Origin of the sequence: Natronorubrum halobium (assembly GCF_051351675.1) — an archaeon.
In the GTDB taxonomy this organism is placed as follows: Archaea; Halobacteriota; Halobacteria; order Halobacteriales; family Natrialbaceae; genus Natronorubrum.
This window is the reverse complement of record NZ_CP195595.1, coordinates 2,377,950-2,403,695: the sequence shown is the minus strand read 5'-3', so window position 1 is coordinate 2,403,695 and position 25,746 is coordinate 2,377,950. Positions and strand designations below refer to the sequence as shown.

General features: G+C 64.1%; 26 protein-coding genes and 1 pseudogene. 9 read left to right on the top strand and 18 right to left on the bottom strand.

The genetic code is table 11. From position 1 onward, the window contains the following. Nucleotides 1-88 precede the first annotated feature (88 nt). From ACSFC7_RS11900 to ACSFC7_RS11885, 4 genes are all read right to left on the bottom strand, one after another. Nucleotides 89-643 carry a metal-dependent hydrolase gene (locus tag ACSFC7_RS11900; protein WP_436342981.1) on the bottom strand — a complete coding sequence of 185 codons (555 nt, stop codon included), beginning with the start codon at nt 641-643 and terminating at the stop codon, nt 89-91. A 63-nt stretch (nt 644-706) separates the two neighbouring features. Further along, nucleotides 707-1,225 (bottom strand): metal-dependent hydrolase, encoded by a 519-nt coding sequence (locus ACSFC7_RS11895; protein ID WP_436342980.1) that lies wholly within the window; start codon nt 1,223-1,225, stop codon nt 707-709. After that, nucleotides 1,209-1,895: a hypothetical protein gene (locus ACSFC7_RS11890; RefSeq protein WP_436342979.1), complete on the bottom strand. Its 687-nt coding sequence runs from the start codon at nt 1,893-1,895 to the stop codon at nt 1,209-1,211. The genes ACSFC7_RS11895 and ACSFC7_RS11890 overlap by 17 nt, the downstream gene beginning before the upstream one ends. A gap of 388 nt (nt 1,896-2,283) precedes the next feature. Next, complete coding sequence (locus tag ACSFC7_RS11885; protein ID WP_436347892.1) at nt 2,284-2,484, bottom strand: DUF7576 family protein; 201 nt, start codon at nt 2,482-2,484, stop codon at nt 2,284-2,286. Between the two features lie 243 nt (nt 2,485-2,727). Here ACSFC7_RS11885 and ACSFC7_RS11880 point away from each other — a divergent pair, with 243 nt between their 5' ends. After that, a complete protein-coding gene (locus ACSFC7_RS11880; RefSeq protein WP_436347891.1) occupies nt 2,728-3,069 on the top strand; it encodes a hypothetical protein in 342 nt (113 codons plus the stop codon). Between the two features lie 364 nt (nt 3,070-3,433). Beyond that, entirely contained in the window at nt 3,434-3,931 is a 498-nt protein-coding gene (locus ACSFC7_RS11875) for a hypothetical protein (RefSeq protein WP_436347890.1), read from the top strand. A 347-nt stretch (nt 3,932-4,278) separates the two neighbouring features. On the opposite strand, the gene ACSFC7_RS11870 is transcribed toward ACSFC7_RS11875, so the two are convergent. After that, the gene (locus ACSFC7_RS11870; protein WP_436347889.1) at nt 4,279-5,136 is read right to left on the bottom strand and encodes a hypothetical protein; all 858 of its coding nucleotides are present in this window, start codon (nt 5,134-5,136) and stop codon (nt 4,279-4,281) included. A gap of 295 nt (nt 5,137-5,431) precedes the next feature. Continuing rightward, a complete protein-coding gene (glmU, locus tag ACSFC7_RS11865) occupies nt 5,432-6,613 on the bottom strand; it encodes a bifunctional sugar-1-phosphate nucleotidylyltransferase/acetyltransferase (RefSeq protein WP_436347888.1) in 1,182 nt (393 codons plus the stop codon). A 152-nt stretch (nt 6,614-6,765) separates the two neighbouring features. On the opposite strand from glmU, the gene ACSFC7_RS11860 reads away from it, so the two are divergent. The 3 genes from ACSFC7_RS11860 (at nt 6,766) to ACSFC7_RS11850 (ending at nt 8,988) form a co-directional block, all read left to right on the top strand. Beyond that, entirely contained in the window at nt 6,766-7,893 is a 1,128-nt protein-coding gene (locus tag ACSFC7_RS11860; RefSeq protein ID WP_436347887.1) for an outer membrane lipoprotein-sorting protein, read from the top strand. 261 nt (nt 7,894-8,154) lie between these two features. After that, nucleotides 8,155-8,664, top strand: coding sequence for an alpha/beta fold hydrolase (locus ACSFC7_RS11855; RefSeq protein ID WP_436347886.1), 510 nt, complete (start codon nt 8,155-8,157; stop codon nt 8,662-8,664). A 132-nt stretch (nt 8,665-8,796) separates the two neighbouring features. After that, complete coding sequence (locus ACSFC7_RS11850) at nt 8,797-8,988, top strand: alpha/beta fold hydrolase (RefSeq protein WP_436347885.1); 192 nt, start codon at nt 8,797-8,799, stop codon at nt 8,986-8,988. A gap of 287 nt (nt 8,989-9,275) precedes the next feature. Here ACSFC7_RS11850 and ACSFC7_RS11845 read toward each other — a convergent pair whose 3' ends face one another. The 6 genes and pseudogenes from ACSFC7_RS11845 to ACSFC7_RS11820 form a co-directional block, all read right to left on the bottom strand. Next, nucleotides 9,276-10,808: an aldehyde dehydrogenase family protein gene (locus ACSFC7_RS11845; protein WP_436347884.1), complete on the bottom strand. Its 1,533-nt coding sequence runs from the start codon at nt 10,806-10,808 to the stop codon at nt 9,276-9,278. A gap of 108 nt (nt 10,809-10,916) precedes the next feature. Continuing rightward, nucleotides 10,917-11,858, bottom strand: coding sequence for a phosphatase PAP2 family protein (locus ACSFC7_RS11840; protein WP_436347883.1), 942 nt, complete (start codon nt 11,856-11,858; stop codon nt 10,917-10,919). Nucleotides 11,859-11,866: 8 nt separating this feature from the next. Continuing rightward, a complete protein-coding gene (locus ACSFC7_RS11835; protein ID WP_436347882.1) occupies nt 11,867-12,004 on the bottom strand; it encodes a hypothetical protein in 138 nt (45 codons plus the stop codon). Then, a complete protein-coding gene (locus ACSFC7_RS11830; RefSeq protein ID WP_436347881.1) occupies nt 12,001-12,534 on the bottom strand; it encodes a hypothetical protein in 534 nt (177 codons plus the stop codon). The genes ACSFC7_RS11835 and ACSFC7_RS11830 overlap by 4 nt, the downstream gene beginning before the upstream one ends. 165 nt (nt 12,535-12,699) lie before the next feature. Next, a pseudogene (locus ACSFC7_RS11825) lies at nt 12,700-13,214 on the bottom strand (HTH domain-containing protein). Nucleotides 13,215-13,359: 145 nt separating this feature from the next. After that, nucleotides 13,360-14,169, bottom strand: coding sequence for an RIO1 family regulatory kinase/ATPase domain-containing protein (locus ACSFC7_RS11820; protein ID WP_436347880.1), 810 nt, complete (start codon nt 14,167-14,169; stop codon nt 13,360-13,362). Between the two features lie 171 nt (nt 14,170-14,340). On the opposite strand from ACSFC7_RS11820, the gene ACSFC7_RS11815 reads away from it, so the two are divergent. From ACSFC7_RS11815 to ACSFC7_RS11805, 3 genes are all read left to right on the top strand, one after another. After that, nucleotides 14,341-15,555, top strand: a complete 1,215-nt coding sequence (locus ACSFC7_RS11815; RefSeq protein ID WP_436347879.1) for a DUF7544 domain-containing protein — start codon at nt 14,341-14,343, stop codon at nt 15,553-15,555. Between the two features lie 113 nt (nt 15,556-15,668). After that, complete coding sequence (locus ACSFC7_RS11810) at nt 15,669-16,811, top strand: acyl-CoA dehydrogenase family protein (protein ID WP_436347878.1); 1,143 nt, start codon at nt 15,669-15,671, stop codon at nt 16,809-16,811. Between the two features lie 16 nt (nt 16,812-16,827). After that, on the top strand, nt 16,828-17,055 hold the full coding sequence (locus ACSFC7_RS11805; protein WP_436347877.1) for a hypothetical protein: 228 nt from the start codon (nt 16,828-16,830) through the stop codon (nt 17,053-17,055). 47 nt (nt 17,056-17,102) lie between these two features. On the opposite strand, the gene ACSFC7_RS11800 is transcribed toward ACSFC7_RS11805, so the two are convergent. The 3 genes from ACSFC7_RS11800 to ACSFC7_RS11790 form a co-directional block, all read right to left on the bottom strand. Continuing rightward, the gene (locus ACSFC7_RS11800) at nt 17,103-17,897 is read right to left on the bottom strand and encodes a DUF6517 family protein (RefSeq protein ID WP_436347876.1); all 795 of its coding nucleotides are present in this window, start codon (nt 17,895-17,897) and stop codon (nt 17,103-17,105) included. Between the two features lie 96 nt (nt 17,898-17,993). Next, nucleotides 17,994-18,494, bottom strand: coding sequence for a DUF2062 domain-containing protein (locus tag ACSFC7_RS11795; RefSeq protein ID WP_436347875.1), 501 nt, complete (start codon nt 18,492-18,494; stop codon nt 17,994-17,996). Nucleotides 18,495-18,665: 171 nt separating this feature from the next. Next, nucleotides 18,666-19,922 (bottom strand): Glu/Leu/Phe/Val family dehydrogenase, encoded by a 1,257-nt coding sequence (locus tag ACSFC7_RS11790; protein ID WP_436347874.1) that lies wholly within the window; start codon nt 19,920-19,922, stop codon nt 18,666-18,668. Between the two features lie 1,410 nt (nt 19,923-21,332). Here ACSFC7_RS11790 and ACSFC7_RS11785 point away from each other — a divergent pair. Continuing rightward, complete coding sequence (locus tag ACSFC7_RS11785; protein WP_436347873.1) at nt 21,333-22,616, top strand: Cdc6/Cdc18 family protein; 1,284 nt, start codon at nt 21,333-21,335, stop codon at nt 22,614-22,616. Between the two features lie 150 nt (nt 22,617-22,766). Here ACSFC7_RS11785 and ACSFC7_RS11780 read toward each other — a convergent pair whose 3' ends face one another. The 3 genes from ACSFC7_RS11780 to gdhB all read right to left on the bottom strand — a co-directional run bounded on the left by ACSFC7_RS11780 (nt 22,767) and on the right by gdhB (nt 25,680). After that, the gene (locus ACSFC7_RS11780; protein ID WP_436347872.1) at nt 22,767-23,507 is read right to left on the bottom strand and encodes a cytochrome C biogenesis protein; all 741 of its coding nucleotides are present in this window, start codon (nt 23,505-23,507) and stop codon (nt 22,767-22,769) included. A gap of 120 nt (nt 23,508-23,627) precedes the next feature. After that, nucleotides 23,628-24,212: a TlpA family protein disulfide reductase gene (locus tag ACSFC7_RS11775; protein WP_436347871.1), complete on the bottom strand. Its 585-nt coding sequence runs from the start codon at nt 24,210-24,212 to the stop codon at nt 23,628-23,630. Nucleotides 24,213-24,402: 190 nt separating this feature from the next. Then, nucleotides 24,403-25,680: a glutamate dehydrogenase GdhB gene (gene gdhB, locus ACSFC7_RS11770; RefSeq protein ID WP_436347870.1), complete on the bottom strand. Its 1,278-nt coding sequence runs from the start codon at nt 25,678-25,680 to the stop codon at nt 24,403-24,405. Between the last annotated feature and the right edge of the window lie 66 nt (nt 25,681-25,746).

Sequence of the window (25,746 nt, the reverse complement as noted above, 5' to 3'; positions counted from 1 at the left end):
CTCAGTGCCCCGGGTACGGGCGTATTGTCGACGCCGTCGAACAACCCGTCGATAGCGGTCGCTTCGACTCGCATTTCGACTGAGCAGTTTAACTCGGCGTCGGTCGCACCCGCTCGAGCGCGGTGCGAAGCACTTCGAGGCCGGGGGAGCCGTGGCGACGCCAGAGCGTGAACGCGACGGCGGCGAGGACGAACTCGAGAAGGAAGTACGGCTCCGTGATCGACTCCTGCAGCAGTCCAAGGACGGTCGGCGGCCCGCTCGGGTAGGGTTCGACCGGGGTTATCGGCCAGAGGAGTTGGTTCGGACTCGTCTCGGGGTTCCAGATCACCGGCAGGACGTCGACGAACGTGTGCGAGAGCGCGCCGATCGCGAACGCGATTCCGTACTCGCCGCGGTCGTGTCGGTCGGCGACCAGAGAGACGGCGATCGAGAGCGGGACCAGGAGGAGCAGCGAGTGGGCGAGCGATCGCCCCGTCGGAATCATACCCAGGTACCACGCCAGCGGCTTGTCCACGAGATCCGGGAACTGACTCCCGACGACGAGGATCAGCGCGGGGACGTGCGCCGGCGGGGCGTCGAAGCGGGCTCGAGTCGCGAGCGTGTAACAGAGATAGGCGACGGCGACGTGTCCGAGTGGCCACATGCTGGCCGGGATGAAGTGGAGGCGAAATATAACTGGTGCGGTCGGTCGCGGACGATGGGGAGGTCACTCGAGGGCCGTCTCCGGCGCACCGGTGCGACGGCGGTCGACGACCCAGACGACGAGGGCACAGAGACCGGCGACGATCGCCGGCCAGCGGTCGCTGCTCAGGTACAGATCCGCCGAGGGGACCCGGTGCTCGAGCAGCGGCCAGAAGACGGCGTAGGACTCCCCCGTCGGTGTCAACAGCAGGAGATCGAGGACGTGGTGTGAGAGCGCACCGACCGCGAGCAGGGCGAGCGCCCGTTTGCGCTGGGCCGGTGCCACGAGCAGGCTGCCCAGCCCGATTACGAGGACGGAGCCCGCGACGGTGTGCAGCGGACTCCAGGAGAACGGCACGCCGAGCGTCCACGCGACGAAGCCGTCCGGAAACAGGAGCTGAATCTTCATGAAGTCCGGCGAGAGCGCGCCGATCACGACCAGCGCGACGTGTGCCGGCCGCAGCGACTCCTCTCGAAAGGTGAGGAGCGTGCCGATGACGTAGCCGGCGAGGACGTGCGTCAGGACGTCAGGCACGTCGGTCACCTCCGTCCGAGGCGGCTCGCCCGCGTTGGTCCGCGTGTTCGATTGCGGATCGACCGTCGTCCTGGGACGATGGGGCGTCACCCTCTCGCGGCGGTTCGGACCGACGCTCCGTTTCGACTGGCGATCGACGATCCCCGCTCGCTCCGCGCTCGCGAGCGGTTCGGAGACCGAGCGGTCGCGCTCGCGGCACGAACGCGAGCGCGCCCCGGTCGAAGCGCCAGTGGCGGACGAACCACCACGCGCTCACGAGCCCACCCAGGGCGGACACGAGCAGCATGTAGCCCGTCTCGGACGACTCGCGAGTGATCGTGCGTTCGACGACGAGAGTCGACTCGTCCTCGAGCGTTCCGAACGCGGTCACTCGATCGCCCTCCTCGAGCGGCCCGTCACCGCTTTTGAGCTGTGTGTCAGCGTCCACGAGCGTGAACCGGCCGTGGCCGCTGGCACGCGTCGCGATGACGACCGGGTCGGTGTCGACGACGAACCCGCCGAGGACGACCCGGTCACCGACGTACGACTCGCGGTCCGGCGTGACCTCGACCTCGTCCGGATATCGGCTTTCCGTCAGATCGCCGGTCGTCGCGCCCGCCCAGACCAGACAGCCGGCGAGCAGCGCCAGAAGGACGAGGCCGGCGAGGACGCGACCGCGCTGGCCGTACGGCTCGGACATGCGTGTTCCTCGAGTGGATCGGTTAGCTGCGACAAATGTCTTCCGTTCCCGTCGATCGCTGCTAGCGGGTGACGACGGAGGGTTCGATCACTGCGATCGCGTCGCTCGAGCGTTCGTTTCCACCGTCGCCTTCGCCAGGGGGAACACTGGACCGATGAGTGCGCCGTAGACGAGCAACCCGACGAGGCTCTCCCAGTGGAGGAGCGGAATCGGTGGCGCGGTGCCGACGAGTCTGAGCCAGAGGAGCAGTAAGAAGACGACGGCGACGACCCAAACCCGTAACTATCCCAACCGCGACCGGGATTCCAGCGGTAACGAGACGCGTCGCGTCTCGTTCGCACACCAGAACGCGGAGCGTTCTGGGGACGTCTTCAGGCGCGGGAGGATGTCAATCCGATCCGAACGCAGGGGTCGGGAGACAGGCGTCGCCGCAGTAGTGATAGCGGAAGAGTTCCTCGCCGTCGCGGACGCGCCACGTCAGGCGTCGTTCGCGCGGTCCGATTTCGGCTCCGCAGGTACAACACGTGGTCGGCTCGTCGACTCGGTGGTGGCACGATGGACGAGTCGGTCCACTGTACTGGTCGTCCATGGGCGTGTTCTGTGACCGGTCTACAAAAACGGGGCGGTGTATTCTGTGGGCTATTATAGGCGAGCTGCGTCGTTCGCCGTTGTTCGGTCGTGGGTCTGGCAGGACGGTAGCGGGGTCGTGTCGTACGACCGTCTGACTGACGTTTTTCAATGAGACTGTGGACCCGGCTAGTATGGACGCACCGAGGACAGTCGAACCGGATCGCGTCGACCATCGATCCACGGCTTACCGGAGGCGACACCGATGACGTTAACGCAGGTGACGATGCGCCTGCCGCGGCGTCTCGGCGGGCACGCGAGAAGGTGGCCGGCGTACCTCCTCGCCCTCTGTTTCCCGGGCACCGGACACCTGTACAGCCGCCAGTGGAAGCGCGGTCTCAGTTGGGCCGCACTCTGTGGACTCGCGCTCGTGTTTCTCAGCCCCGGGACGCTCCTCGTCGCCGGAACGCTCACCGAACCGATCGTCGTTACCGCGCTTCGGCTCGAGTCGACCACCTTCGCGGACGTGGCGTTTCCGCTCACCGTCATCGCCCTCTCGATGATCGACCTCTACGCGCGGACGGCGGTCGACACCGGAGCCGTCTAGAACCGCTGACAGCAGGTAACGCGGCTATCAGTTCGGGGATGTCCACCGGACGTCGGAGGTCCCCGAGGTGTAGTCGTCGCACGTCCCGACGATGTGGTCGTCGCCGGTCTCCGACGGCGTGATCGTCGCTCGCCACCGTCTCGAGCGTGCGACACGACGAGACGCGACGAAGCGGGAGCCAACCGCCTCCACGAAGCGATCTGCCGAAGCGACGGTCGCGTCGGAGTGTGGGTGTGCAAGCTACGTTCATATCCGGGAGCCGCCTAACAGAGAGACAGGGATCAGTGATCGTTCTCCGCGATGTGGCGGGTGCTTCCGGCCCAGCGGTCCCCTCACCGACGTTTCGACGAGATTCGACATACTCATGCATCGACGGACGGCCCTCGCGGTGATCACCGGCGCTAGCCTGCCGCTCGTGACTGGGGGCGCCATCGACTCGACCACCACCATACCCGCCGTCGACGAGCCACTGACCGACGACGCCGTCGACCCGGTCGCCGCGACCGAACGTCCGGCGACTGACGTCGAGAGCGACGTCAGTTTCGAGGGAACTATCGTGGAGATAACCGAGTGCGGGGCGGCCTGCCGCGAGGCCACCACGACGCTCACCAACACCGGCACCGCCGACGCGACTGGCGTTCGGGCCGTCGCTACCGTCTTCGCCGGTGAGACGCTCGTCTGGGAGGGCGACGAGGAGATCGGACGCCTCGAGGCCGGCACGACCGTCACTCGAACCCAGCGTATCGAGATCGACGCACTGAGCGCTTTCGCGATCGAAAACAACAACAGAACGGTTACGATCACCACGAGCGTTACGTCAGCGCAGCAGACGGAGCGGTTCGTCCACGAAACGTCAGTCTAGTTCAGTGGCCAGGCGGTATCCAATACACTGATTATGTTCCACTCGAGCCAAGAGTACGTGGGCTGGGCTGCGGTTGACACACCACTTACGAGTCACACACCACTGCGGTCCCATCGCCCACACCGCGACTTCGGAGCGGGAATCACGACTCCTCGTCGGAAACGAACGAGCGGAGTTCCCGCTGTAGCGTAGTATACCGGTTTTAGTGATAGTCTTTAACCCAACACGATTTGGAGCCGTCGCTCGATGCGAACGGTAGACGGCGACCGAGCGATAACGGCAACCGAGCGGTCGCTGCGTTCGGTCGCGGATCCGCGGGACCGAACCGAGAGTGCCGGACGGCCGAGCTATTGGGTCGAACTCGATGCCTGCACGTCGGAGTTCTCGGTCGGGAGCGGGCCGACGAGTCGGCGAAGCAGCGAGTAGCAGAGTCCGAAGACGAACCCGAAGACGAGCAATCCGATCAGGCTCTGCCAGTGGAGATACGGGAACGGGCGCGAGACCGCGAAGAAGCGTTGCATCCAGAGGGGAAGGGCGACGGCGATGCCGAAGAGCCAGCCCACGACGGCGACGAGCAGTCCGACCGAGATTCCCGCGACCGGATCGGTCGCCCGCATGGTCTCGTCCGTTACCGCGATAATCGCCGCGATTCCTGCTCCGGTGACGACGCTCCACGCGAGCAACAGTACTGCCCCCGCTCGGGCCCCCTCCCGTCCGTACAGCGCGGCGACAGACTCGAGTCGGTTCGTGGCGTGTAACCCGGCGCCGAGGACGACCCCGGCGATCAGGGCGGCGAGCGCGACGCAGACGACGGCCGTGACGAACTGGGCGAGCGGTGACTCGGAGGCGGTTCCGTGCCCGTTCCCCGCGGACCTGTTCCCCACGGCCGTGAAAACGGTGATCGCGACCAGAAAGAGCAGTATCGCACCGAATATCAGCTCGAGGCTCATGTCGGCCAGCGGCGGCTGGTCGAGCGTGTTGTGGAACGCGAACAGGTCGGCCCACGAGGAGGCGTGGAGCGACTCGAGGCGGCGCTGGGAGACGGGAGCGACGTGGTGCACGTCCGGGACGAGTCCCCAGAGCCCGCCAGAGAGGATCAGCCACAACTGGTATCGACGGACGGTCTCGAATCGAAGCGCCAACGGGGTCGCCAACAGGAGAAGCAGCGACGCACCGACGAGGAAGTGAACGATAGCTGGAGCCATGGGGGTCGACGGTGGGGCGACCGTACGCCGGGGGACTCCTTTAGTAGCCTCGTCGTACAGACCGCTCGAGCGGTGTCGTGGTCGCTACGCGCATTCGGTCTCGAACCGAGTACTCGGACGCAGGGGGGTTCCTGGTGTCGTTCGAGCCCGTTCTGGAGACTCGCTCGAGGGCTCACGTCGCTCGAGTAGCCGCTCGAAACTCACCGAGGAAACAGTATCCTGTGGTTACAGCGCCCGATTCCAGCGGATTCGTCCCTCTCGATCGCAGCAGTACCGCGTAGCGGGTCGCGTTCGGCTACCGATCTCGGTTGACGGACTCACCGGGCAGCGTCGTCGCACCGGTGTCGAGTTTCAGACCGGGTGACAGACTCGAGTTGATCCCCGTTTTCGCGCCGTCGCCGGCGATGACACCGAACTTTCGCCGACCGGTCGAGACGCGCTCGCCTTTCACCGTAACGTCGATATCCTCGTCGTCGTGCCGGAGGTTCGCAACGTTCGTCCCGGCGCCGAAATTGACGTCGCGACCGAGGACGCTGTCGCCGACGTAGGAAAGGTGACTGACCGCCGCGTCTCGAGAGAGCACGCTGTTTTTCACTTCCGCGGCGTGGCCGACTTTCGCACCTTCGTCGATCAGCGTCGCCCCCCGAACGTAGGCGTTCGGCCCCACGGTCGCGCCCGATCGGATCAGCGCCGGGCCTTCGACGACGACGCCCGGCTTCACCGTCGCGCCGTCCTCGACGACCACGTCTCCCGCCAGGTGGGCGTCCTCGCTCACGTCGCCGTCGATCCGACGGTCGAGATCGCCGATCTTCCACTCGTTGGCCTCGAGTAACTCCCAGGGTCGGCCGACATCGAGCCAGCGACAGAGCGTGACCGGCGTGACGTCGAACTCGTCGATCACGGTCGCCAGCACGTCGGTGATCTCGTGTTCGCCGCGCTCGCTCTCGGGCACCTCGAGCCACTGGCGGGCCTCCGCGGGGAAGGCGTAGGCCCCGGCGTTGGCGAGGTTCGTCGGTGGATCGGCCGGTTTCTCGACGATCCCGGTGACCGACTCGCCCTCGGTACTGAGGACGCCGTAGTTGCGCGGGTTCTCGACCTCGATGGCGCAGACGGCCGGACACTCGGAAAAGAGTCGATCGATCGCTGCGGGATCGTAGAGGTTGTCGCCGTTCAAGACGGCGAACGGGCCCTCGATGTGTTCGCGAGCCGTGTTGACGGCGTGGGCCGTGCCGGCCTGTTCGGTCTGGACGGCGTAGCTGACGGGGACGCCGTGGTACTCCGAACCGAAGTACTCGCGAACGGTGTCCGCTTCGTAGCCGATAACGAGGACGATTTCGTCCGCTCCGGCGTCGACCGCGGCGTCGATAGTGTGGGCCACGAGCGGCCGGTCAGCCACCGGCAGCATCGGTTTCGGAACCGAATCCGAGAGTGGTCGAATGCGCGTGCCCTGACCCGCCGCGAGGACGACTGCTTTCATGTGTTCGGTTGTTCCACGAACCGTCGGATAAGCGATTCGCTACCGCGTAGCGAGACGCATTCGCTCTCTGACACCATCACCCGGTTATTCTGATCCGGAAAACGCGATCGACGATTTATATGATCGGATTCCAGAGATGTGATCGAGAAGCAATGAAGAGAACACACGTCTCGACAGTGATCGTCGCCCTCTTGTTGGTCACCGCCGGCTGTCTCGGCGCGGTGGGCACCGGGGACGACGCGAGTGTCGACGAAGACCCCGACGAAGAACTGCCTGACGAGGACCTGTCCGACGAGGAACTGCCCGATGCGGACGCGCTGCTCGAGGCCGCGATCGACGCCGAATCGAACGTGGAGACCGTCCAGGGAACCCAGACGGTCACGATTGACGACGGATCGGAATCCGTCACGACGACGCAGAACGTGTGGGAGCGAGCACCGGACCAGTACCGGGCCGACGTCGTCGAGAGCGACGAACCCGAACCGATCGACGTGATGGTGACCGACGGCTCGACGATCTGGATGTACGACGAAGACGACAACGAGGCCGTCCAGATGGATCTCGGGTTCGATCAGGCCGACCGGGAGGCGTTGAACGACGGGTTCGTCGAGGCCTTCACGACCGACATGAACGCGTCGGTCGAGGGGACCGATACCGTCGCCGACCGCGACGTCTACGTCCTCGAACTCACCGCCGACGGCGACGATGCACTCTACGAGTCGGCGACGCTCTGGATCGATCAGGAGACCGACTACCCCGTGAAACAGGAGGTCACGTCGTCGATCGGGCAGGAGCTGACGACCACGATCGCGTTCGAGGAGGTCGCCTTCGACGAGGAGATCGACGACGACGTCTTCGCGTTCGAACCGCCGGAAGACGCAGAGATCAGGGAGTTCGACGATCTCGTGCCCCAGCAGTACGACGACGTCGACGCCGCCGACGCCGACGTACCGTTCGATCTCCCCCACCCGGACGTTCCCGCCGAGTACACCCTCGAGAGCGTACTGGCCGGAGAGAACATGGTCGGCTGGAGCGCGACACTGCAGTACGCGGACGACACGGATTCGTTCCTGACCGTTGGCGTCGCCGACGAGGCGCAGGATCCGGTCTTCGAACCCGACAGCGACCCCGTCGAGGTCGGTGACGTCGACGCGACGATTCGCGAGGTCACCGAGACGAGGACGATCGTCGAGTGGACCGACGACGGACTCACCTACACCGTCAGCGGCGAACTCGCGGACGACGAACTGATCGCGATTGCCGAATCGATCGTGAACTGAGCGAGGGAGTACGACGAACTCCCGTCCGTTGTTGGTTCGTCGAGCATCGGTACGAGAACCGGAAACCTGTCGGGCGAACTGACCGATGAGGTTCCTATCCGTTTCAGATAACGTCTAGCGAGTCGTGTTGAATACAGGGTGCATATCGTTCGCCGACTGCTCGACTCAAGGCGAGTCGTACTTCCTGTTCAGACCATGGAGGTTTTTCACAAGATGGCTCTATGTGGTTGCGTCTCATAGAGGAATGAGGGTAAACCACCTATGGCAGAAGCAACACCACCAAACACGGGTGGGGAAATGGAAACAGCCACGTCCGCAGACGGGACTGAGATTGCCTTCGAACGGACGGGGAGCGGGCCACCGCTCGTGCTCGTCCACGGAGGTGTCTGTGACCACAGGTTCTGGGAGTTATCCGACGTCCGTACCACCTTCGCGGACCACTGCACGGTCTACGCGATGGATTGCCGTGGTGTCGGTGAGAGCGGCGACGCGGACGAGTACGACTTGGAACGAGAGTTCGAGGACGTGGCTGCGGTCGTCAAGGCGGTTGACGAACCTGTAACCCTCCTTGGGCACTCATCGGGTGCCCTCTTATCGCTTGAAGCGGCCCTGCGAACCGATAATCTACGCAAACTCATCCTGTACGAGCCACCCATTACGTTCGACGATCACGAACTCTACTCCGATGAGGTGCTCGCGGAAATGAAACGGCTGCTGGACGACGGTAAAAACGAGCAGGTGCTTGTCCTGTTCCTGCAAGAAATCGCCTGATCTACGCCAGAGGAAATCGACGCGCAACGCTCAGCACCGGACTGGCAGGACCTCGTAGACGCGGCACACGTCTGGCCCCGCAGCTTATCAGCGGTCGGCGAGTACGAATTCGATGCAACCCGGTTCGCCGACATGACGACGCTGACGTTGCTGTTGTCCGGCAGCGAGAGCCCTCCGCTCTTGAAAGATGCAACGGACCCGGTCCACGACGCACTCCCGAACAGCCGGATCAGTACCTTCGATGGGCACGCACACGAGGCGATGCTCACCGCGCCGGATCGTTTCACCGAAGAAGTACTTGCCTTCATCCGGGAGGAGAACTAACGACCGGTGATGGTCACTTCATCATTTCCGGCGTCCGTTCAATACGCAGTCGTACGTGACGGCTGATTCAGATATTCAACTCCGGATAGAGATGGCGATCCGTGCTGAACTCAGCATCTGTATTCAGCACGCCGTTTCTGACAGCTATCGGAGAGGTAGATGACCGCTCCGGTACCGTCTTCGTCTGAACTGAGCGCTACTCACGGTCGAATCCGAATCGGAACGGTCGGTAAAATCAACGCCGTCACGAGGCGCCGATCGAACGCTACTCGAGGTCCGGTTCGCGTTCAGTCCTCGCTCGTCGTGATGTCAGCCGACAGTCCCTGTGCCATCTCGATCTCCTTCGAGTTGTTCAGCGTCCAGGCGGTCCGTTCGGTGACGGCCTCGATAGCCTCACGGGCGCTCGGGTAGCCGTTCCCGGACTTCTTCACGCCGCCGAAGGGCAACTGAACCTCCGCGCCGATACACGGCAGGTTCGCGTACGCGAGGCCGAGATCGGCGCGATCGCGGAAGGCGTTGAGCTGGCGGTAGTCCTCCGAGATTACGGCTCCGGCGAGCCCGTAGGGCGTGTCGTTGTGGATCTCGAGCGCCCGATCGATGTCCCCCTCGTACTCGAGTAAGGCCACGTGCGGGCCGAAACACTCCTCTTGCAGACAGCGCAGCTCGGAGTCGTACTCGATCTCGTAGACGAAGGGGCCGACCCAGTGACCCTCGGCGTGACCGTCCGGAATCTCCTCGTCATCGAGTTCGAACCGATCGACCAGCACCTCGGCACCCTCCTGTTGGGCCAACTCGTTGTGTTTGCGGATCTTCTCGACGTGGTCGGCCTCGATGGCGGGACCCATGAAGGTGTCCTCCTCGAGCGGGTCACCGACCGCGATATCCTCGGCGATATCGACGAACCGCTCTTTGAACTCGTCGTAGACGTCGGTGTGGACGATCAGGCGCTCGCTCGAGACGCAGCGCTGGCCGGTCGTCTTGAAACTCGACATGATCGCCGAGTGGACGGCAATGTCGAGGTCGGCTTCCTCGGTGACGACGATCCCGTTCTTGCCGCCCATCTCGCAGGCCGCGAGTTTGCCGGGTTCGCTGCCGACCTTGCCCGAGATTTCGTGGCCGACCTCCGCGGAGCCCGTAAAGAGCACCGTATCGACCCGGTCGTCGTCCGTGATCGCCGCGCCGGCGTCGCCGAAGCCCTGGACCATGTTGAAGACGCCGTCCGGTATCCCCGCGTCGTCCATCATCTCCGCGATGGTCTGGCCGCACCACGGCGTCTGCTCGGCGGGCTTCCAGACGACGGTATTGCCCTCTACGAGGGCGATAGCCATGTGCCAGAACGGGATGGCGACCGGGAAGTTCCACGGGGTGATACAGCCGATGACGCCGCGGGGTTTGCGGCGCATGTAGGCGTCCTTCCCCGCGACCTCGCTCGGGACGACGTCGCCGTGTGGGTGCCGGGCGTTGCCCGCAGCCCACTCGACCATGTGCCAGGCTTCGGTCACGTCAGCTTTCCCTTCGGAGATCTCCTTTCCGCACTCCTTCGTGACGATCTCGCCGAGTTCCTCATGGCGGTCCCGCAGTTCGTGGTAGATATCCCAGAGGTACTCCGCGCGATCGATGTAGGACAGGGAGCGCCACTCGTCGAAGGCGTCTTCGGCGGCCTCGAGGGCGGCGTCGACGTCGTCGACCGTCCCACGCTGGAACGTCGCCAGCGTCTCGCCGGTAGCCGGGTTTCGACTGTCGAACGTGTCGCCGGTGCCATCCGTCCACTCACCGCCGATGTAGTGGCCGTACTCCCGTTCGGTCGCTTGCTTGCTCATACCGAAACGGACGACGAGCGACGTGAAAAATCCTGATGGTGGGTCACACACGAGCAGGCGTCGGATGGCATCGGTAACTCACGGATCGAATCGCGCCCCGATCCGCCGCTAGTCCGATCGCCCCGGCCGACGGACGCGAGCGTACAGCTCTCGTGCCCGATCCGAGTGCCGAGCGACGGGAGTCACGACGACGACCGCCGCGACGAGTCCGACGATTCCGGCGGCAGTGGTGATCGATACGAGCACGGCGTCATCGAGCGCGACGACGAGCGGAATCGTCACGATCAGTGCCGCCCCACCTCGCAACACGACGGGGCGAAGCGCACTCGAGCGCGACGGGACGTCGACGAGTCGTCGTCCGAGCATGACCAGTTGCCAGCCGCCGAAGGCACCCAGCGAGCCGGCGAACAGGAACGTCGCGCTCGGCGACCGATCGCTCGCGACGAGGAAGAACGCGCTGAACCCGATGCCGAGCGCGAACGTGATCGTCGCGCGGTCGGCGAACTCCCGCTGGAGGAGCGCTTGAGCGACGAGCAGCAGGGTCAATCCCACCGCGACGCCGGCGGCGACGTCGACGACGTAGTGGACGCCGAGCGCGACGCGCGTCACACAGACCAGCGAGACGAGCGTCGCGGCGACGCCGTATCGGAGTCGTCTCGAGCCGGCCGAGAGGACGCTCGCCAGGCCGACGTAGACGATCGTCGCGTTGACGGCGTGGCCGCTCGGGAAGCCGTAGCCGCCGGCGGTCGCCGTCGCCTCGTACAGCGGCTGGACGAGCCACGGCAACAGCAACGGATCGATCAGTGGTGCCTCGGGACGGGGCAGACCGAACACCTCCTTGAGGCCCTTGTACAGACCCATTCCGGCCAGCGCGACGCCCGCGACGGCGGCGATATCGTCGCGATTCGGCGTGTCGATCCAGTAGAGAACGGTCAGGACGAGCACCAGAAACCAGACGTCGCCCAGTTGCGTGAGCAGGGCGATGACGACGGCCAGCCACTCGGGGATCGACTCCTGGACGAGATCGAACTCGCCGATGCCACGCGACATGTTTCAGTTCAGGAGATCCCGTCGGAACGGCAGGCTTCGGCGGACAGGCTGTTCTGGTTCGACGAGGACGACCGTCGTGGAAGCGACCGATTGGGCGGATCCGAGACCACTCGCCTCGCCGCACTCGAGACCGTTCCCTCGCTCATCGATCCTCCTCCTCGCCGCGGTCTTTCGTCACCGTTCGGTCACCCTGGGGCGGCTGGTCCTCGCTCTCGGGGTGGCGTTCCGTCCCCGATTCGGTCATCTCGTCCGTTTCGGGCTCCATCGCCTTGCCCGATCTCCCCTCGCCTGCAGCGGCTGTTTCGTCGGCGTCGTCTTCGTCCGCTTCGTCGCCGCGTCCGCCACCGGCTCGCTGTTCGCGTTCGTCGCCCTCCTGACCGGTGGAGTCGTCGCGATCGAAGACGGGGTCGGTTCCCGCTTCGGTCGCCGCCTGCGTGTTCTCCCCCTCGAGTCGAACCACGTCCGCAGTCACCTCGCGGACGACGGCCCCGCCGATCGGAACGATATTGTCGGTATCGGCGTTCCAGTCGAGGATGGCTTTGATCGAGTCCGTCGCACCCGACTCGAGTTCGACGTACGCCGTCTCGTCGCCGGTCATCGTGACGACCCCGATGGGCTCACCGGCGGCCGTCTCGACCCGTTTGCCGACGTCGGCGTCGGTAAATCGCGAGTACATGGGCGAACGTAGAGTCATCCGCTCAAAGCGTGTGGTGCCTGCACAGGCCAGCGACTCCACCCCGACGGTTCGGCCGTCACGAAACGACACCTGAGGCGGGTTACGATTCGGATTTGGCTTTCACTTCCGAGTGAGAGACACCAGTCGCCAATCCGAACCGTATGGCTAGGGATCGTTCTCCGTCGAGTCCTCGCGTGCCGAGTCGAGACGGTCGTGGAACGCGAACGGTTCGGTGAGGCTAGCTTCGAGCGCGGCGAGACACTGTTCGACGGAGTACGTCCGCTCGCCGTCCGAGCACGGAGCAATACAACGGAGTTCCTCGCCCTCGTAGACGGCCAGACAGGCGATCGGGACCCGAATCCGGACGGTCGATCGGGAGCCGGATATCGAAGTGATCTCGCGTCGATCGAGCCCGGCTCGAGCGCGTATCCCTCGTCGGACGCCCACGTCCGAAACGCTTTCACAGTAAGCGAAACCGACGGGCCGGAATCGCCGAGCTCTTCGACGGCGGGCGTCACGCAGCTCCAGGTTTCGACCGCCGCCTCGGCGATGCCATCGGCTTCGAGCCGACGGACCCGTTCGGCGAGCTCTCTGAGTCGCTGGACGGTGTCCGGCGACGCCCGGTGGCGGAGATAGAGTACGGCCCGTATTGATGGTGAGTGCGCTGTCGGGTCGGTCATTGGGAGGAGAAGCGACGTGTGCGTATCCGCCTCTCACCTCACTCTCCCACCGTCCGATCCAATAAAACCGACATTGTGTAATCGATCTATTGATTTCGGCCGATCCCGGTCCGACAGACACGGCTACTGCTCGAGACCCACCCGCTCAGCGCTGCTCCAGATCGGCCGCCTTCTCGAGTTCGGTGCGTAACGTCGTCGAATCGAACTCGTGATCGGGGCGGAGGCGGACGAAATCGAGGAATCGGCGGGCGGAGAGTAGCTCCTCGGATTCGTAGACCGCCGCAGCCGCCGTGACGGCGTCTCGAGCGCCGATCCGTGGCTCGAGGACGGCCAGCGCACAGGCCAGATCGTAGGCAGTGGTCTCGGCCACGCGGTCGTCGTGGACGTTGGTGGCGTCGATGAAGTAGAACTCGTCCTCACACAGCAGGATGTTCTCGGCGCGCAGGTCGCCGTGGGCCATCCCGTGGTCGCGGAGGGTGGCCAGCATCGTGAACAGTTCCGGCGCCCGTTCGGCGACGAGCCAGTTGGGCGCGTCGTCCAGCGACCGGAACTCCGGCAGATACTCGAGGACGAGCACGCCCAGCCCGTTGACCTCGAAGGCCTCGATCGGCTGGGGCGCGTTGATACCGATTTCGCGCATCCGCTCGGTCGCCTCGTACTCGTGTTCGACCATCTGCCGCGGCGTGTCGAACCGGCCGAAGAAGCCGCCGGTACCCGCGGACACCGCACCGACGTTCCGGCCCGTCGTCAACACCGCGTGGACGAGCGCGTTCTGTCGGGAGACGATCTTCACGAACCACCGCTCGTCGATGACACAGGGCGTCGACAGCCAGTTGTCGGCCTCGAGAAACTCCACGCGAACCTCCTCGCGGTCGTACCGATCCGCCAGCGTCCGGATCACGCGCTCGAGGCGATCCCACTCGACGCTCCCTCGTGCGAGCCGGCGGATGTCCATACATCGGATGTGGGTGCTCTGGTGTTAAATGCGTCCCGAACTGTCGTCGATGAGACGTGTCCAGCAGCAATGTTTCCACCGGGCGCCCGTTGGCAGCCGATCGGGTCGTTGCGGCCGCAAAGCGGCGCCGGAGCAGTATTATTATCAACAGTGCAATGAAATGTATAGACAATGGATGCGATCGACAATCTCAGCGACGCGCTCGAGACGACTCGGAACTTCCTGACACCGGTTAGTCTGGGACTGTGGATCAAACTCGCGGTCATCGTCTTCTTCGTGAGTTCCTTCGGAATGGGGGGACCGACGGCCCCCGGCGGAGACGTCGGCACGTTCGCCGACGAGCCGACGTTCGAAGAAGAGACGCCCACCGAAGTCGAAGAGTTCGAGGACGACGTACCGGTCGAAGAGATACTGCTGTTGCTGTTGATCGTCGGCGGGATCGTGCTGTTCCTCTGGCTGCTGTACGCGATCATCAGCGCCGTCATGCAGTTCGTCTTCGTCGAGTCGTTACGATCGACCGAGGTTCACGTACGGCGGTACTTCAAGGCGAACCTCGGGAACGGGCTCCGACTGTTCCTGTTTAGAGTCGGTCTGTTGCTCGTCGCCGGGACCCTCGGAGCCGCCCCCGCAGCGGTGCTCTGGCTTCAGGGCGGCTTTGACACGCTCTCGAACGCTCTCATCGGACTGTACGCGCTGTACGGAATCGGACTGTATCTCGTCTACTCGCTCGTCCGCCGCTTCACCGACGAGTTCGTCGCGCCGGTCATGCTGCTCGAGGATCGCGGCGTTCTCAACGGGTGGAGCCGGTTCTGGCCGACGATTACGGGCCACTGGACGGAGTACGTGGTCTACCTCGTGCTGGCCTGGATCCTCTCGCTCGCGATCGCAATCGCCGCCACGTTCGTGATGATGTTCGGAATTCTCGCGTTGCTCATCCCGTTCGGCATCGTGATCGCCCTGCTGGTGGTTTTCGCCGGTGAGATCGGCGTGATTCTGTCGGTACTGGTCGGTATCGTCGCGTTGCTGACCATCCTGCTGTTCGTCGCGCTCGTCTGGACACCGATCGCGACCTACTTCCAGTACTACGCGCTGTTGTTGCTCGGCGATACGAACACTGAACTCGACCTCATCCCCGATCAGCGCGCCGCGGTGCGCTCCGACGGCGGCGAACTGGCCGGCCGAGGCGACACGTGGGACGGCGACGCTCGAGACGACCGCGAGCGGACGGACCGCGACGAGGACCGATCGACCGACGACGGCCGCGAGTGGGACGACAGTTCCGATCCGTGGAGCGACGCGGAGGAGACGGACGACTCGGATCCGTGGGACGACTCGAGCGAGTCCGACGGCCGCGACGACGATCGGGACGACGACCGCGGCTGGTAACGCAAGCGGGCGAACCGGCGCCGACTCGAGCGTTCGACATGGAGTCGACCTGGGTCCCCTCTCACGGCGAACTCGGTCGGTGCGTTTATTCCATCCCTCGGCAAGTATTGCGTATGGACACCGAGTTACCCGACGAACACCGGATGATCCGGGAGACCGTCAGGGACTTCTGCGAGACCGAGATCGAACCGATCGCTCAGGAGATCGAGGACGAACACCGGTTCCCGGCGGAGATCTTCGAGCAACTCGCGGACCTGGATATGATGGGCGTTCCGATCGACGAGGCCTACGGCGGTCTCGGCGGCGATACGCTCATGTACGCGCTGGTCGCCGAAGAACTCGGCCGAGTGTCCGGGTCGATCGGACTCTCCTACGTCGCCCACACGTCGCTCGCGTCGAAACCGATCGAGCAGTTCGGCACTGACGCCCAGAAGGAACGCTGGCTGCGCCCGCTCGCCGAGGGCGAGTATCTCGGCGGATGGGCGCTAACCGAACCGGAAAGCGGGTCCGACGCGTCGGATATGAACACCACGGCGGAGAAGGCGGGCGACGAGTGGGTGCTGAACGGCACCAAGCAGTTCATCACCAACGCCTCCGAGGCCGGTTCGATTCTCGTCAAGGCCGTCACGGACCCTGACGCGGGCTACGACGGTATCTCGACGTTCATCGTCGATCCTCGCGAGGACGACGGCTTCGAGGTGAGTACGATCTGGGAGAAGATGGGGCTGAACGCCTCGCCGACCTGTGAGATTCGCCTCGAGGACGTCCGGCTCCCCGAAGACCGCCTCCTCGGCGAGGAAGGCGAGGGCTGGAACCAGACGAAGAAGACGCTCGACGGCGGCCGCATCTCGATCGCCGCGCTCTCGACGGGGCTCGCTCAGGGAGCCTACGACCACGCGAAGACCTACAGCAAGGAGCGCGAGCAGTTCGGCCAGCCCATCTCGAAGTTCGACGCCATCCGGGACAAGATCGTCGACATGCACCGGAAGACCGAACGGGCCCGACTGCTCACTCACCGCGCCGCTCGCACCTACGACAGGGGCGACCCCGTCACTCGCGAGTCGGCCCTCGCGAAACTCGACGCCAGCGAGGCCGCCCGCGAGGTCGCCGAAGACGCCGTCCAGGTACTCGGCGGCTACGGCTACACCACCGACTTCGCACCCCAGCGGTTCTACCGGGACGCGAAGTTGATGGAAATCGGCGAGGGAACGAGCGAGATACAGCACCTCGTGATCGGTCGCGAGTTGGGACTGTAGCGCCGTCCGTGGAACCGTGAGGTACGCACTCCTCGGTCTCGTCCTCGTCGGCCTCGGCGTCGCCGGCATCCGATACGCACCGGCCATCGTCGCCGCTCAGCACCGACAGGGGATGGCACCGCTCGCCGACGACGACCGTGCCGACCTCGAGGACGCCGACAGAGTTCGGGCCACGAAAGGAACGGGTGCCGTCCTCGTCGCCGTCGGACTCGTCACTTTCGCGTACGGGTTCGGCATCGTCTGAGCGACGAACCGAGAACCGGCGACGCGGGCGCGTATCGAATCGACCGATTACTCGAGGGTTCCGAGGACCCCGCCGTCGTCGTCCTCATCGCCGTCGTCGTCACCGTTCTCACTGTCGTTACCATCGTCACCGCTCTCGTCGTTTTCGTTCTCGTCGCTCTCGTCGCCGGTCCCTTCGTCGTCCCCGTCATCGTTCGTATCGATATCGGCGGTCATCCCGTTCATGAGCGCGAGGACGTTCTCCTCTTCTTGCCCGCGGAGTTCCTGCGGATAGACCCCGATGGTCACGAGCAGGTCGTCGTCTTCCGTCTCGACGGCCTCGCTGACGTGAACGTCGACCGTGAACTCGTGGCCGTCGAACGTCGCGTCGGCGTCGAACCGCGAGCGGGTCGTTTCAGACCCGAGAACGGTGATCTCGTCGTCTTCTTCGCGGGAGATGTTGCTGATATCGTCGTAGTTCTCCTCGACTAACTCGATGAGTTCCTCGGTCGTCATGTCTTCGACGGGGTTGACGTTCCGCCCGGCGATGCCGATCTGTGGCGTTGTGAGCGCGATGAAGACCGCTGCGCGCTGGCTGACGAGTGGCCCGATGCTCACCTCTTTCTCGTGTTCGGTCAGGTAATTCGTGACGGAGATCGTCTCCGTGGCGGCGCTAACGCCGACCTCCTCTTCGACGACGATATCGTCGATCGCCGTCTGGGCGTATCCCGTCTCGTCACGGACGCTCGCGGCGACGCCGACCGGTGACGATTCGTGTTCGTCCATGCCGACCAGGCCCAGACACCCGGAGAGGCTCGCGAGTCCCGCAGCACCGAGTCCGCCGAGTACCGTTCTGCGTTTCATTGTCCCACCAATCACTGTCCGGTTGCTAAATGTTTATTGGATCTGTGACTGTCTGTCGCGTCGATAACACGTACAGCCCCGCTGCTTCGGCGATCACTATCGTCGGAATCGGCCCAGAACGAGCGACACGAGCGACGTGCCGGAGCATCGGTCGATTCGACGGCGGTGCGATCGCGTCAGATAGAGGACGAGGATGTATCCGAGAACCGCGAAGACGGTCGCGACGAGGAGATTGCCGACCAACAGCTGCTTGACCGCGGTCCACGCGGACTCGGTCGTCGTGCCGTCGCGCGAACCCACCGAATCCGACCTGAGCACGAACGCACCGATCTGGAAGCTCGCGAGGTAGACACCCGGTTTCACGAACGGGTTGAGCACGGCGACGGACGCAAATAACGCTGGTTTACTCATCCACGACCAGATCGAGACCAGGACGAAAAATAGCCCGATTCCGAGTCCACCGGTCGGCATGGCCGTGATGAAGACGCCGATCGCGAAGCTCGCAGCAACCTGGTGCGGGGTGTGCTCCTCGCGGAAGGCCGCGAGGAGTTGGCCACGAACGCGATCACGATAGTCGGCGAGCCGTTCGCGTACCATTCGCTCTGTGCGTCGGTCGCCAGCAACCGCCAAAAAGATACCGAGTTACGGCGTGAATGCGCGGGGTGTAGTAGTCGTGTACAAACGATGAATACGGAAACAACTGATCCGTAATACCTCGAAAATCGATCGAATCGAACGGGTATCAGGCCGTTCCGAACCTCGAGCGACTTACGGGAACGTGCCGGCTTCCTCGAACGACTCGGCGACCCGCCGAATCGCCACCACGTAGGCCGCGGTCCGGGGGTTATCGAGGTCGTACTCCTCGAGCGTCGCGACGAGGGCGTCGAACGCGTCGACGATGATCTCCTCGAGTTCCTCGTTGACCCGCTGTTCGGTCCAGTAGAAGCGCTGGCGGTTCTGCACCCACTCGAAGTAACTGACGGTCACACCGCCGGCGTTGGCGAGGATGTCCGGAATGACGAAGACGTCTTTCTCCTCGAGCGTCGCGTCGGCCTCGGGCGTCAACGGCCCGTTGGCGGCCTCGGAGATGACGTCCGCCTGCACGTCTTCGGCGAGGTCGGCGTCGATGGCGTTCTCGAGGGCGGCCGGAATCAGCAGATCGACGTCCAGCGTCAGAACGTCTTCGTTCGTCAGTTCCTCCTCGCCCTCCTCGTAGCCGACGACGCTACCGGTCTCGTTCTTGTGGTCTTTGGCCGCGACCGGATCGAGTCCGGACTGGTTGTAGATGCCGCCGCTCGAGTCGCTGACCGCGACGACGGTCGCACCCATGCGGTCGATCAGCTTCGCGGCGATCCAGCCGGCATTACCGTAGCCCTGAACGGCGACGGTCGCGCCCTCGAGATCCTTGTCGAGATAGTCGAACGCCTCGCGGGCGGTGAGCACCGTCGACCGGCCGGTCGCTTCGACGCGGCCCTCGCTGCCGCCGCTGGCGATGTTCTTGCCCGTGATGACTCCCGGCTCGGTGGTGTTCTCCAGGGCCTCGTAGGTGTCTTTGATCCAGTTCATCTCCCGCTGACCCGTGTTCACGTCGGGCGCGGGGATGTCGCGGTCCTCGCCGATCAGCGGGCGCAGTTCCTTCGCGAAGGAGCGAGTGACGCGCTCGAGTTCGGCCTCCGAGTAGTCGTCGGGGTCGATGATGATCCCTCCTTTCCCGCCGCCGAGCGGAATGCCGACGATTGCGGTCTTGTAGGTCATCCAGCCGGACAGCGCCTTCACTTCGTCGCGGGAGACCTGCGGGTGATAGCGAATGCCGCCTTTGTACGGTCCGCGGTCGTTGTTGAACTGCGATCGGAACGCTTTGAATCGCTCGAGGTCACCGTCGTCGGTCTCGATCGTGAGGTTGGTCTCGAGCACGCGCTCGGGATGTTTGAGCCGCTCGATTACGTCGTCGCCGATTTCGAGGTGGGCTGCAGCCTCGTCGATCTGTGACTGCAGGCTTTCGAATGGATTCACGCCCTCGGTCATATTGGCCTCTTTTTCGGTCGGGAGGATAAGCGTAGCGAATATCTATCATGGTGTACAGTGCCCTGTCAATCCAGGCTCTCGATACGTCCTTTTATACTGGTCGGACGGTCACTTTTCTCCGCTCGCTGCCGCCGTCCGATTCCGGATTTGTTCAGGGAGGGCGCGCCTGCGAGCCGTATGGCCGTCGCCGAGCCACGAGTGACGGGATCCGTAGGTCAACAGCGTGCGCCGTGGACCCAACGTTGATTCGGGAGCGGGGGGTCGACGGACACCCCTCGTTCAGAGTGAAACGGCTCGAGCGGGTGGTGGGGTGTCCCGACGGCCTCCGATCTGCGATACTCGATAGGGGGAGACCCGTCGTTCAGAGTGAAACGAGGACGGCGGGACGGGTCGGTCTGTGAGTGTGGATTTGGAACGGTGGGAGCGGTGACGGACGACACCGGATGGGACGACCTCGAAAGCGGTAATCCGAGGTCGGTATCCGATTCACATCACGAGAGACGCCGTCGAGTACTACCCTCTAGGTGGGTCTCGTCAGTTTGGGAGCAACCAGAGCGGATATTCCGGGCTGGTGAAAAGACTCACCCGCTTCTTCGTTCACTCCGGCGGATGGTGATGAACGTGTAGGGACGAGCGTTCGAACAGTGCCGTGGATCCGTTCTATCGGTTCAGGAACCTTTCACTCTGAACTGGGGGTGGGGCTCGAGGCGGGTCCGTCGTCGAGTCGTCTCACGGCAACCGACGCGATGGACCGGGACCCACACACCCAATTCAGAGTGAAAGCGCGTCAGTAGCCGTGGCCGGTGGGAGGTGACACGAACAGAGCGGCTACCCACAGGGGATGATGGTTTCAAGATAGTAGTTCAAGGAAACTATTACCGGCACCACAACATACAATACTACTATACTAGCTAGACGAATATCGATCGAAGAAGATAGATGCGAAGAATACCGTGTATGGGTGGGATACGGTGCGTCTCCTTCCCAGCCAGTGGGTGGCCGTTCCGATTTGTCCCGTCTCTGAACTGCTTTTCAGTCTGTAACGATCCTGAGCGTCTTTCCGATCCGTAACGACCTTGAGCGTCTTTCCGGTCTGTACCGTCCCTGAACGACTGCATCGTTTCGCATCTCTCTTCCGGGACTCCGCTCCGTCGGCTCTCGTACCGACCACTTCTGCTCCCGGCTTTCACTCTGAACGAGGGGTGTGGGTGTTCTGATCACGACCGTCGGGAGTGGAAGCGACTCGGTTCGCTATCTGGACCGGTCTCGATACCGGTTCAGTCTGAATCCGGGACATAGCCGCCTCGAGTAGAAACGGCCGAATTGTCGCCCACCACTACAGCTACCGGCCGGCTATCAGTCTGAACTACCTTCCATAGTTTTATTATGTCCGTCTTCGAGGACGGAGGTATGGCTGATCAGGCTGGGGACCCGCTCTTCCACTCTCACGATCCCGTCTTCAATCGGAAGGAACTCCTCCACGTCGGTCACGTTCCCGACGAGGACCGTATCGTCGGCCGGGACGACGAGATCGAATCCGTCGCGGCCGAAGTCGGTGCGATTACGCGCGGCGATCCGCCGAACAACGTGATGATCTACGGCAAGACCGGCACCGGAAAGAGTCTCATCTCCCGACACGTGGCTACGCGAGCGCAGAACGCCGCCCGAACCAACGAGATCGACTGCGGCGTCCTCTACGTCGATTGCTCCGAGGCGAACACGGAGACGCGCGCGACGCGTCAGTTAGCGCTCAGTTTGAAGGAACAAACCGGCTATCAGGGGAGTATTCCCGTCCGGGGGGTCGGAACCATGGAGTACTACCAGCACATCTGGGAGATTCTCGAGCAGTTTTTCGACTCGATCATCGTCATCCTCGACGAGATCGATAAACTGGACAACAGCAACATCTTGATGCAACTCTCCCGCGCCCGGGAAGCCCAGAAGACGGACGCCTACATCGGCGTGATCGGCATCAGTAACAAGGTCAAGTACCGGGAGACGCTCGACGAACGCATCGACAGCAGTTTCGGGCATCGCGAGCTGTTCTTCCATCCCTACGACGCCTCCCAACTCAGAGAGATCATGCGCAACCGCGAGGACGCGTTCCAGCCCGACGTCCTGGAGGACGGGACGATCGAACTCTGTGCGGCGCTGGCCGCGAAGAAACACGGCGACGCCCGAAAGGCGATCGAGATCCTCAAAGAAGCCGGCGAACTCGCTCGCCGCACCGGTTCGGAGACCGTCTCGGAGGACCACATCCAGCAGGCTCAGGAGGTCGCCGAGATCAACCGGATCGAGGAACTCACGAGTGGCGCGACGGTCCACGCGAAACTCGCGCTGTACGCGCTGGCGAGTCGCATCATCACCGGCGACCGCGAGACGTACAAGACCCGGGAGGTCTACGAGCGCTACGTCGGCATCTGCGAACTGGTCGCCACCGATCCGATCACCGAGAACGGGCTGTATCGACAGCTCAAGGAACAGGCCTTCCTCGGCGTCATCGAGTCCGAGAAGACCGGCGGCGGTCGTTCCCAGAGGAGCTATCTCCTGCACCGGCTCGTCACCGATCCGAAACACATCGTGAAGGCCGTTCGACGGGATTCCTCGCTCGAGGATCTCCCGACGTACGATCGGCTCTCGGGTACCGAGAGTCCGTCGAGAGCGCACGACGCCGATCTCTCCTCCTTTTCCTGAGCCGGCTCCGAGCGATTCCGACCCGACGGTCCACCCCACCCACGACCGCGCTTTCACTCTGAACGAGGGGTGGGGGACCGAAACCGACGCCGCTCGGGGCGGGTCTTCAGGGCGGACGGGCCAGCCGGCAGCCAACCCGCGGGATCTCGGTCAGTAGCCGGGACGGCGTACCGAGACGTCGAGTACCGGCTCGAGGCCGCCGAAACCGGGAACGACGCGAAAGACGAACAGCAGGTAGTACAGCGACACGGCGACGAGCACGAGTCCGACGACCCGGTTGATCGGCGTACTGTATCGCGCGAGCGTCCGGGTAACGCGGCGACTGTACGGTTGCGAGAGGAGTGCGAACGCCAGCAGCGGCGTGCCGATCCCCAGGCCGAACGCGAGAAAACCGAGCATGACCTCGAGGTGGGAGTCGAACGCGGGGAACGCGACCGTCGACCGGCTGAAAAACAACGCGATCAGTCCGGGGTTACAGGGGATGACGATCCCGCCGAAAAAGAAGCCGTATCCGAACGCGGACAGCGTCGGATACCGGGAGTGCGGCGGTTCGACCGACGGCAGCCGAGAGAACGCGGTCGGGGCGACGAGGAGCACCGTCCCGACGACGGCCAGTACCCCGAACGCGATCGGCGAAACGCGATCGACCGCGTTCGTGACGCTCGTGCCGAAGACCGCGGTCCAGAGAAGCCCGACGGTCATCATGAACGCGATCACGCCCGCGACGACGAGCGCGCCGAGCACGCCGACGGGCGGGCTACGATCGCGCTCACCGGTCGTCGCCAGGTACGCGATGAAACCCGGGTAGAGCGGAATCACGCACGCCGCGGTCAGGGGCGTCGCGAGCCCGAGCAGAAAGAACTCGAGCAACGCGGCGGCCGTCGACGTCATCGTGGGACTCGTCGCCACGCGAACGGGGCGATAGCGAGTCGGAACCGAGCCGACGACGAACGACGGCCGTGCATGGTGAGCAGACGGCCGTACATGGTGAGCAGACGGCCGTACAGATGGTCAGCAGACATCCTCGATCACCGATTCGAGTTCGGTGGCGTCGACGATCTTTCCGACCCGATACGTCTCGCCGTTCGGACAGACGACGACTATCGGCGAGGCCGAACTGCTGTTCATCTCCCGGCCGAAGTCCGAAACCAGGCTTCTCGTCATCGCCTCCGAGGAGACGCCGAATCGCCACTCGAAGCCGTCTTCGTCGGCGTAGCTTCGCAGGTCGTCCGAACTGACGTGCGGATCGATCGTCAGATCGACGATTTCGACGTCCGCGGAGGTGGCCGTGGTGAATTCGTCGAACTCGTAGTGCTGACTGTGACAGACCGCGCAGCCGATCGTGAACCGGTGTACCACGACCGGCTGATCGAAGTCGCCGATGGTGAACTCGTCGCCGGTCAGTTCGTCGGTCACCGTCGTGGTCAGCCAGGTGGCACTCTCGTCGACGTCGACCGCTTCGGGTTCGACGGGGGACTCGTCGTCCTCGTCGCCGTCATCGTCACCCGTACAGCCCGCGAGTGCGGCCAGCGAACCGGCGCCGATCGAAGCGAGGACCGTCCGTCGGTCGAGCGTGCTGCGGCCAGTCGAAGTCATCGTTCGAATGTTGGGCCTCCGGATTACAATGGTTCTGGTGTGACTTTCGATTCGGGGCCGACGAGTTCGGTTCGAGACGTCCGTGTCGCATCGGCTACCACCGGGTTCAGACACTCGAACTCCGGATCGATACTCGATCGGTACTCCGAACCCGAGCCGACACGCGATCGGTACACCGGTGCTGCCCTCGCTACGGCCAGAGCCCGCGCGTCTCGTGGGCGTCGGCGATCCGCTCGAGCGCCACGATGTACGTCGCGTCGCGCCAGGTCACGTCCCGCGCCTCGTACTCCTTTCGAACGGCGTTCCAGGCACGGAGCATCTCGGTCTCGAGTTCCTCGTTGACGCGCTCGAGACGCCACTTCCGGCGGTTGATGTCCTGCAGCCACTCGAAGTAACTGACCGTGACACCGCCGGCGTTGGCGACGATGTCCGGAATCACGTGAATTCCGCGCTCTTCGAAGATCTCGTCGGCGCTCGAGGTCGTCGGCCCGTTGGCCCCCTCGACGATCATGTCTGCGCTGACGTCGCTGGCGTTCTCGGCGGTCAGGACGTTCCCGATCGCGGCGGGAATGAGCACGTCGACGTCCAACTCGAGGAGTTCGTCGTTCGTGAGCGTCTCGGGTGCGTCGTAGCCGGAGACCATCCCCGGCGTCTCGTCGTGATCCTCGACGTCGTTGGTGTCGAGGCCGTCGGGATCGTAGATGGCACCGTTCACGTCCGAAACGGCGACGACGGAGGTTCCGAGTTCGTCGAGATACCGGGCGGCGTTGGCTCCGACGCTGCCGAAGCCCTGAACGGCGACGGTGGTCTCCTCGCGATCCCAGTCGTAGTAGTCCATCGCCTCGCGCGTAATGATGCCGACGCTGCGACCGGGTGCCTCCTCGCGGCCGTAGGAACCGCCGACGATGGGGGGTTTGCCGGTGACTACGCCCGGCGTCGTCTCGCCTTCCTGCATCGAGTAGGCGTCCATGAACCAGGCCATCGTCTGCGGGCCGGTCCCCATGTCGGGCGCGGGGATGTCCTCCATCGGGCCGATAACGGGGCGAAGTTCCTCCGCGAAGCGACGGGTGAGTCGCTCCTTCTCGTCGTTACTGAGTTCCTTCGGATTGACGACGACGCCGCCTTTGCCGCCGCCGAAGGGGATGTCCATCACGGCGCACTTCCAGGTCATCCACATCGACAGCCCGACGCACTCCTCCTCGCTCACGTCGGGGTGGTAGCGCAACCCGCCCTTGTACGGCCCGCGAACGCTGTCGTGGTGGGCGCGATACCCCGTGTACATCTCTCTGGAACCGTCGTCGCGCTCCAGCGGCACCGTGACGCGATAGACGCTCGTCGGGTGTCGCAGTCGTTCGACGACGCCCGCATCGACGTCGAGGTGGGCGGCCGCCCGCTCGAGTTGGCGGCGGGCCGTTTCGACGGCGCTCTCCGATTCCTCCGGCTTCGCTGTTGCGTCTGAGACAGTCATCGGATTCGTGAGTCCGTCTACGTCGCGGCCGCGGAAGTACGTCGGCTTGCCAACGCATCCCCTCCC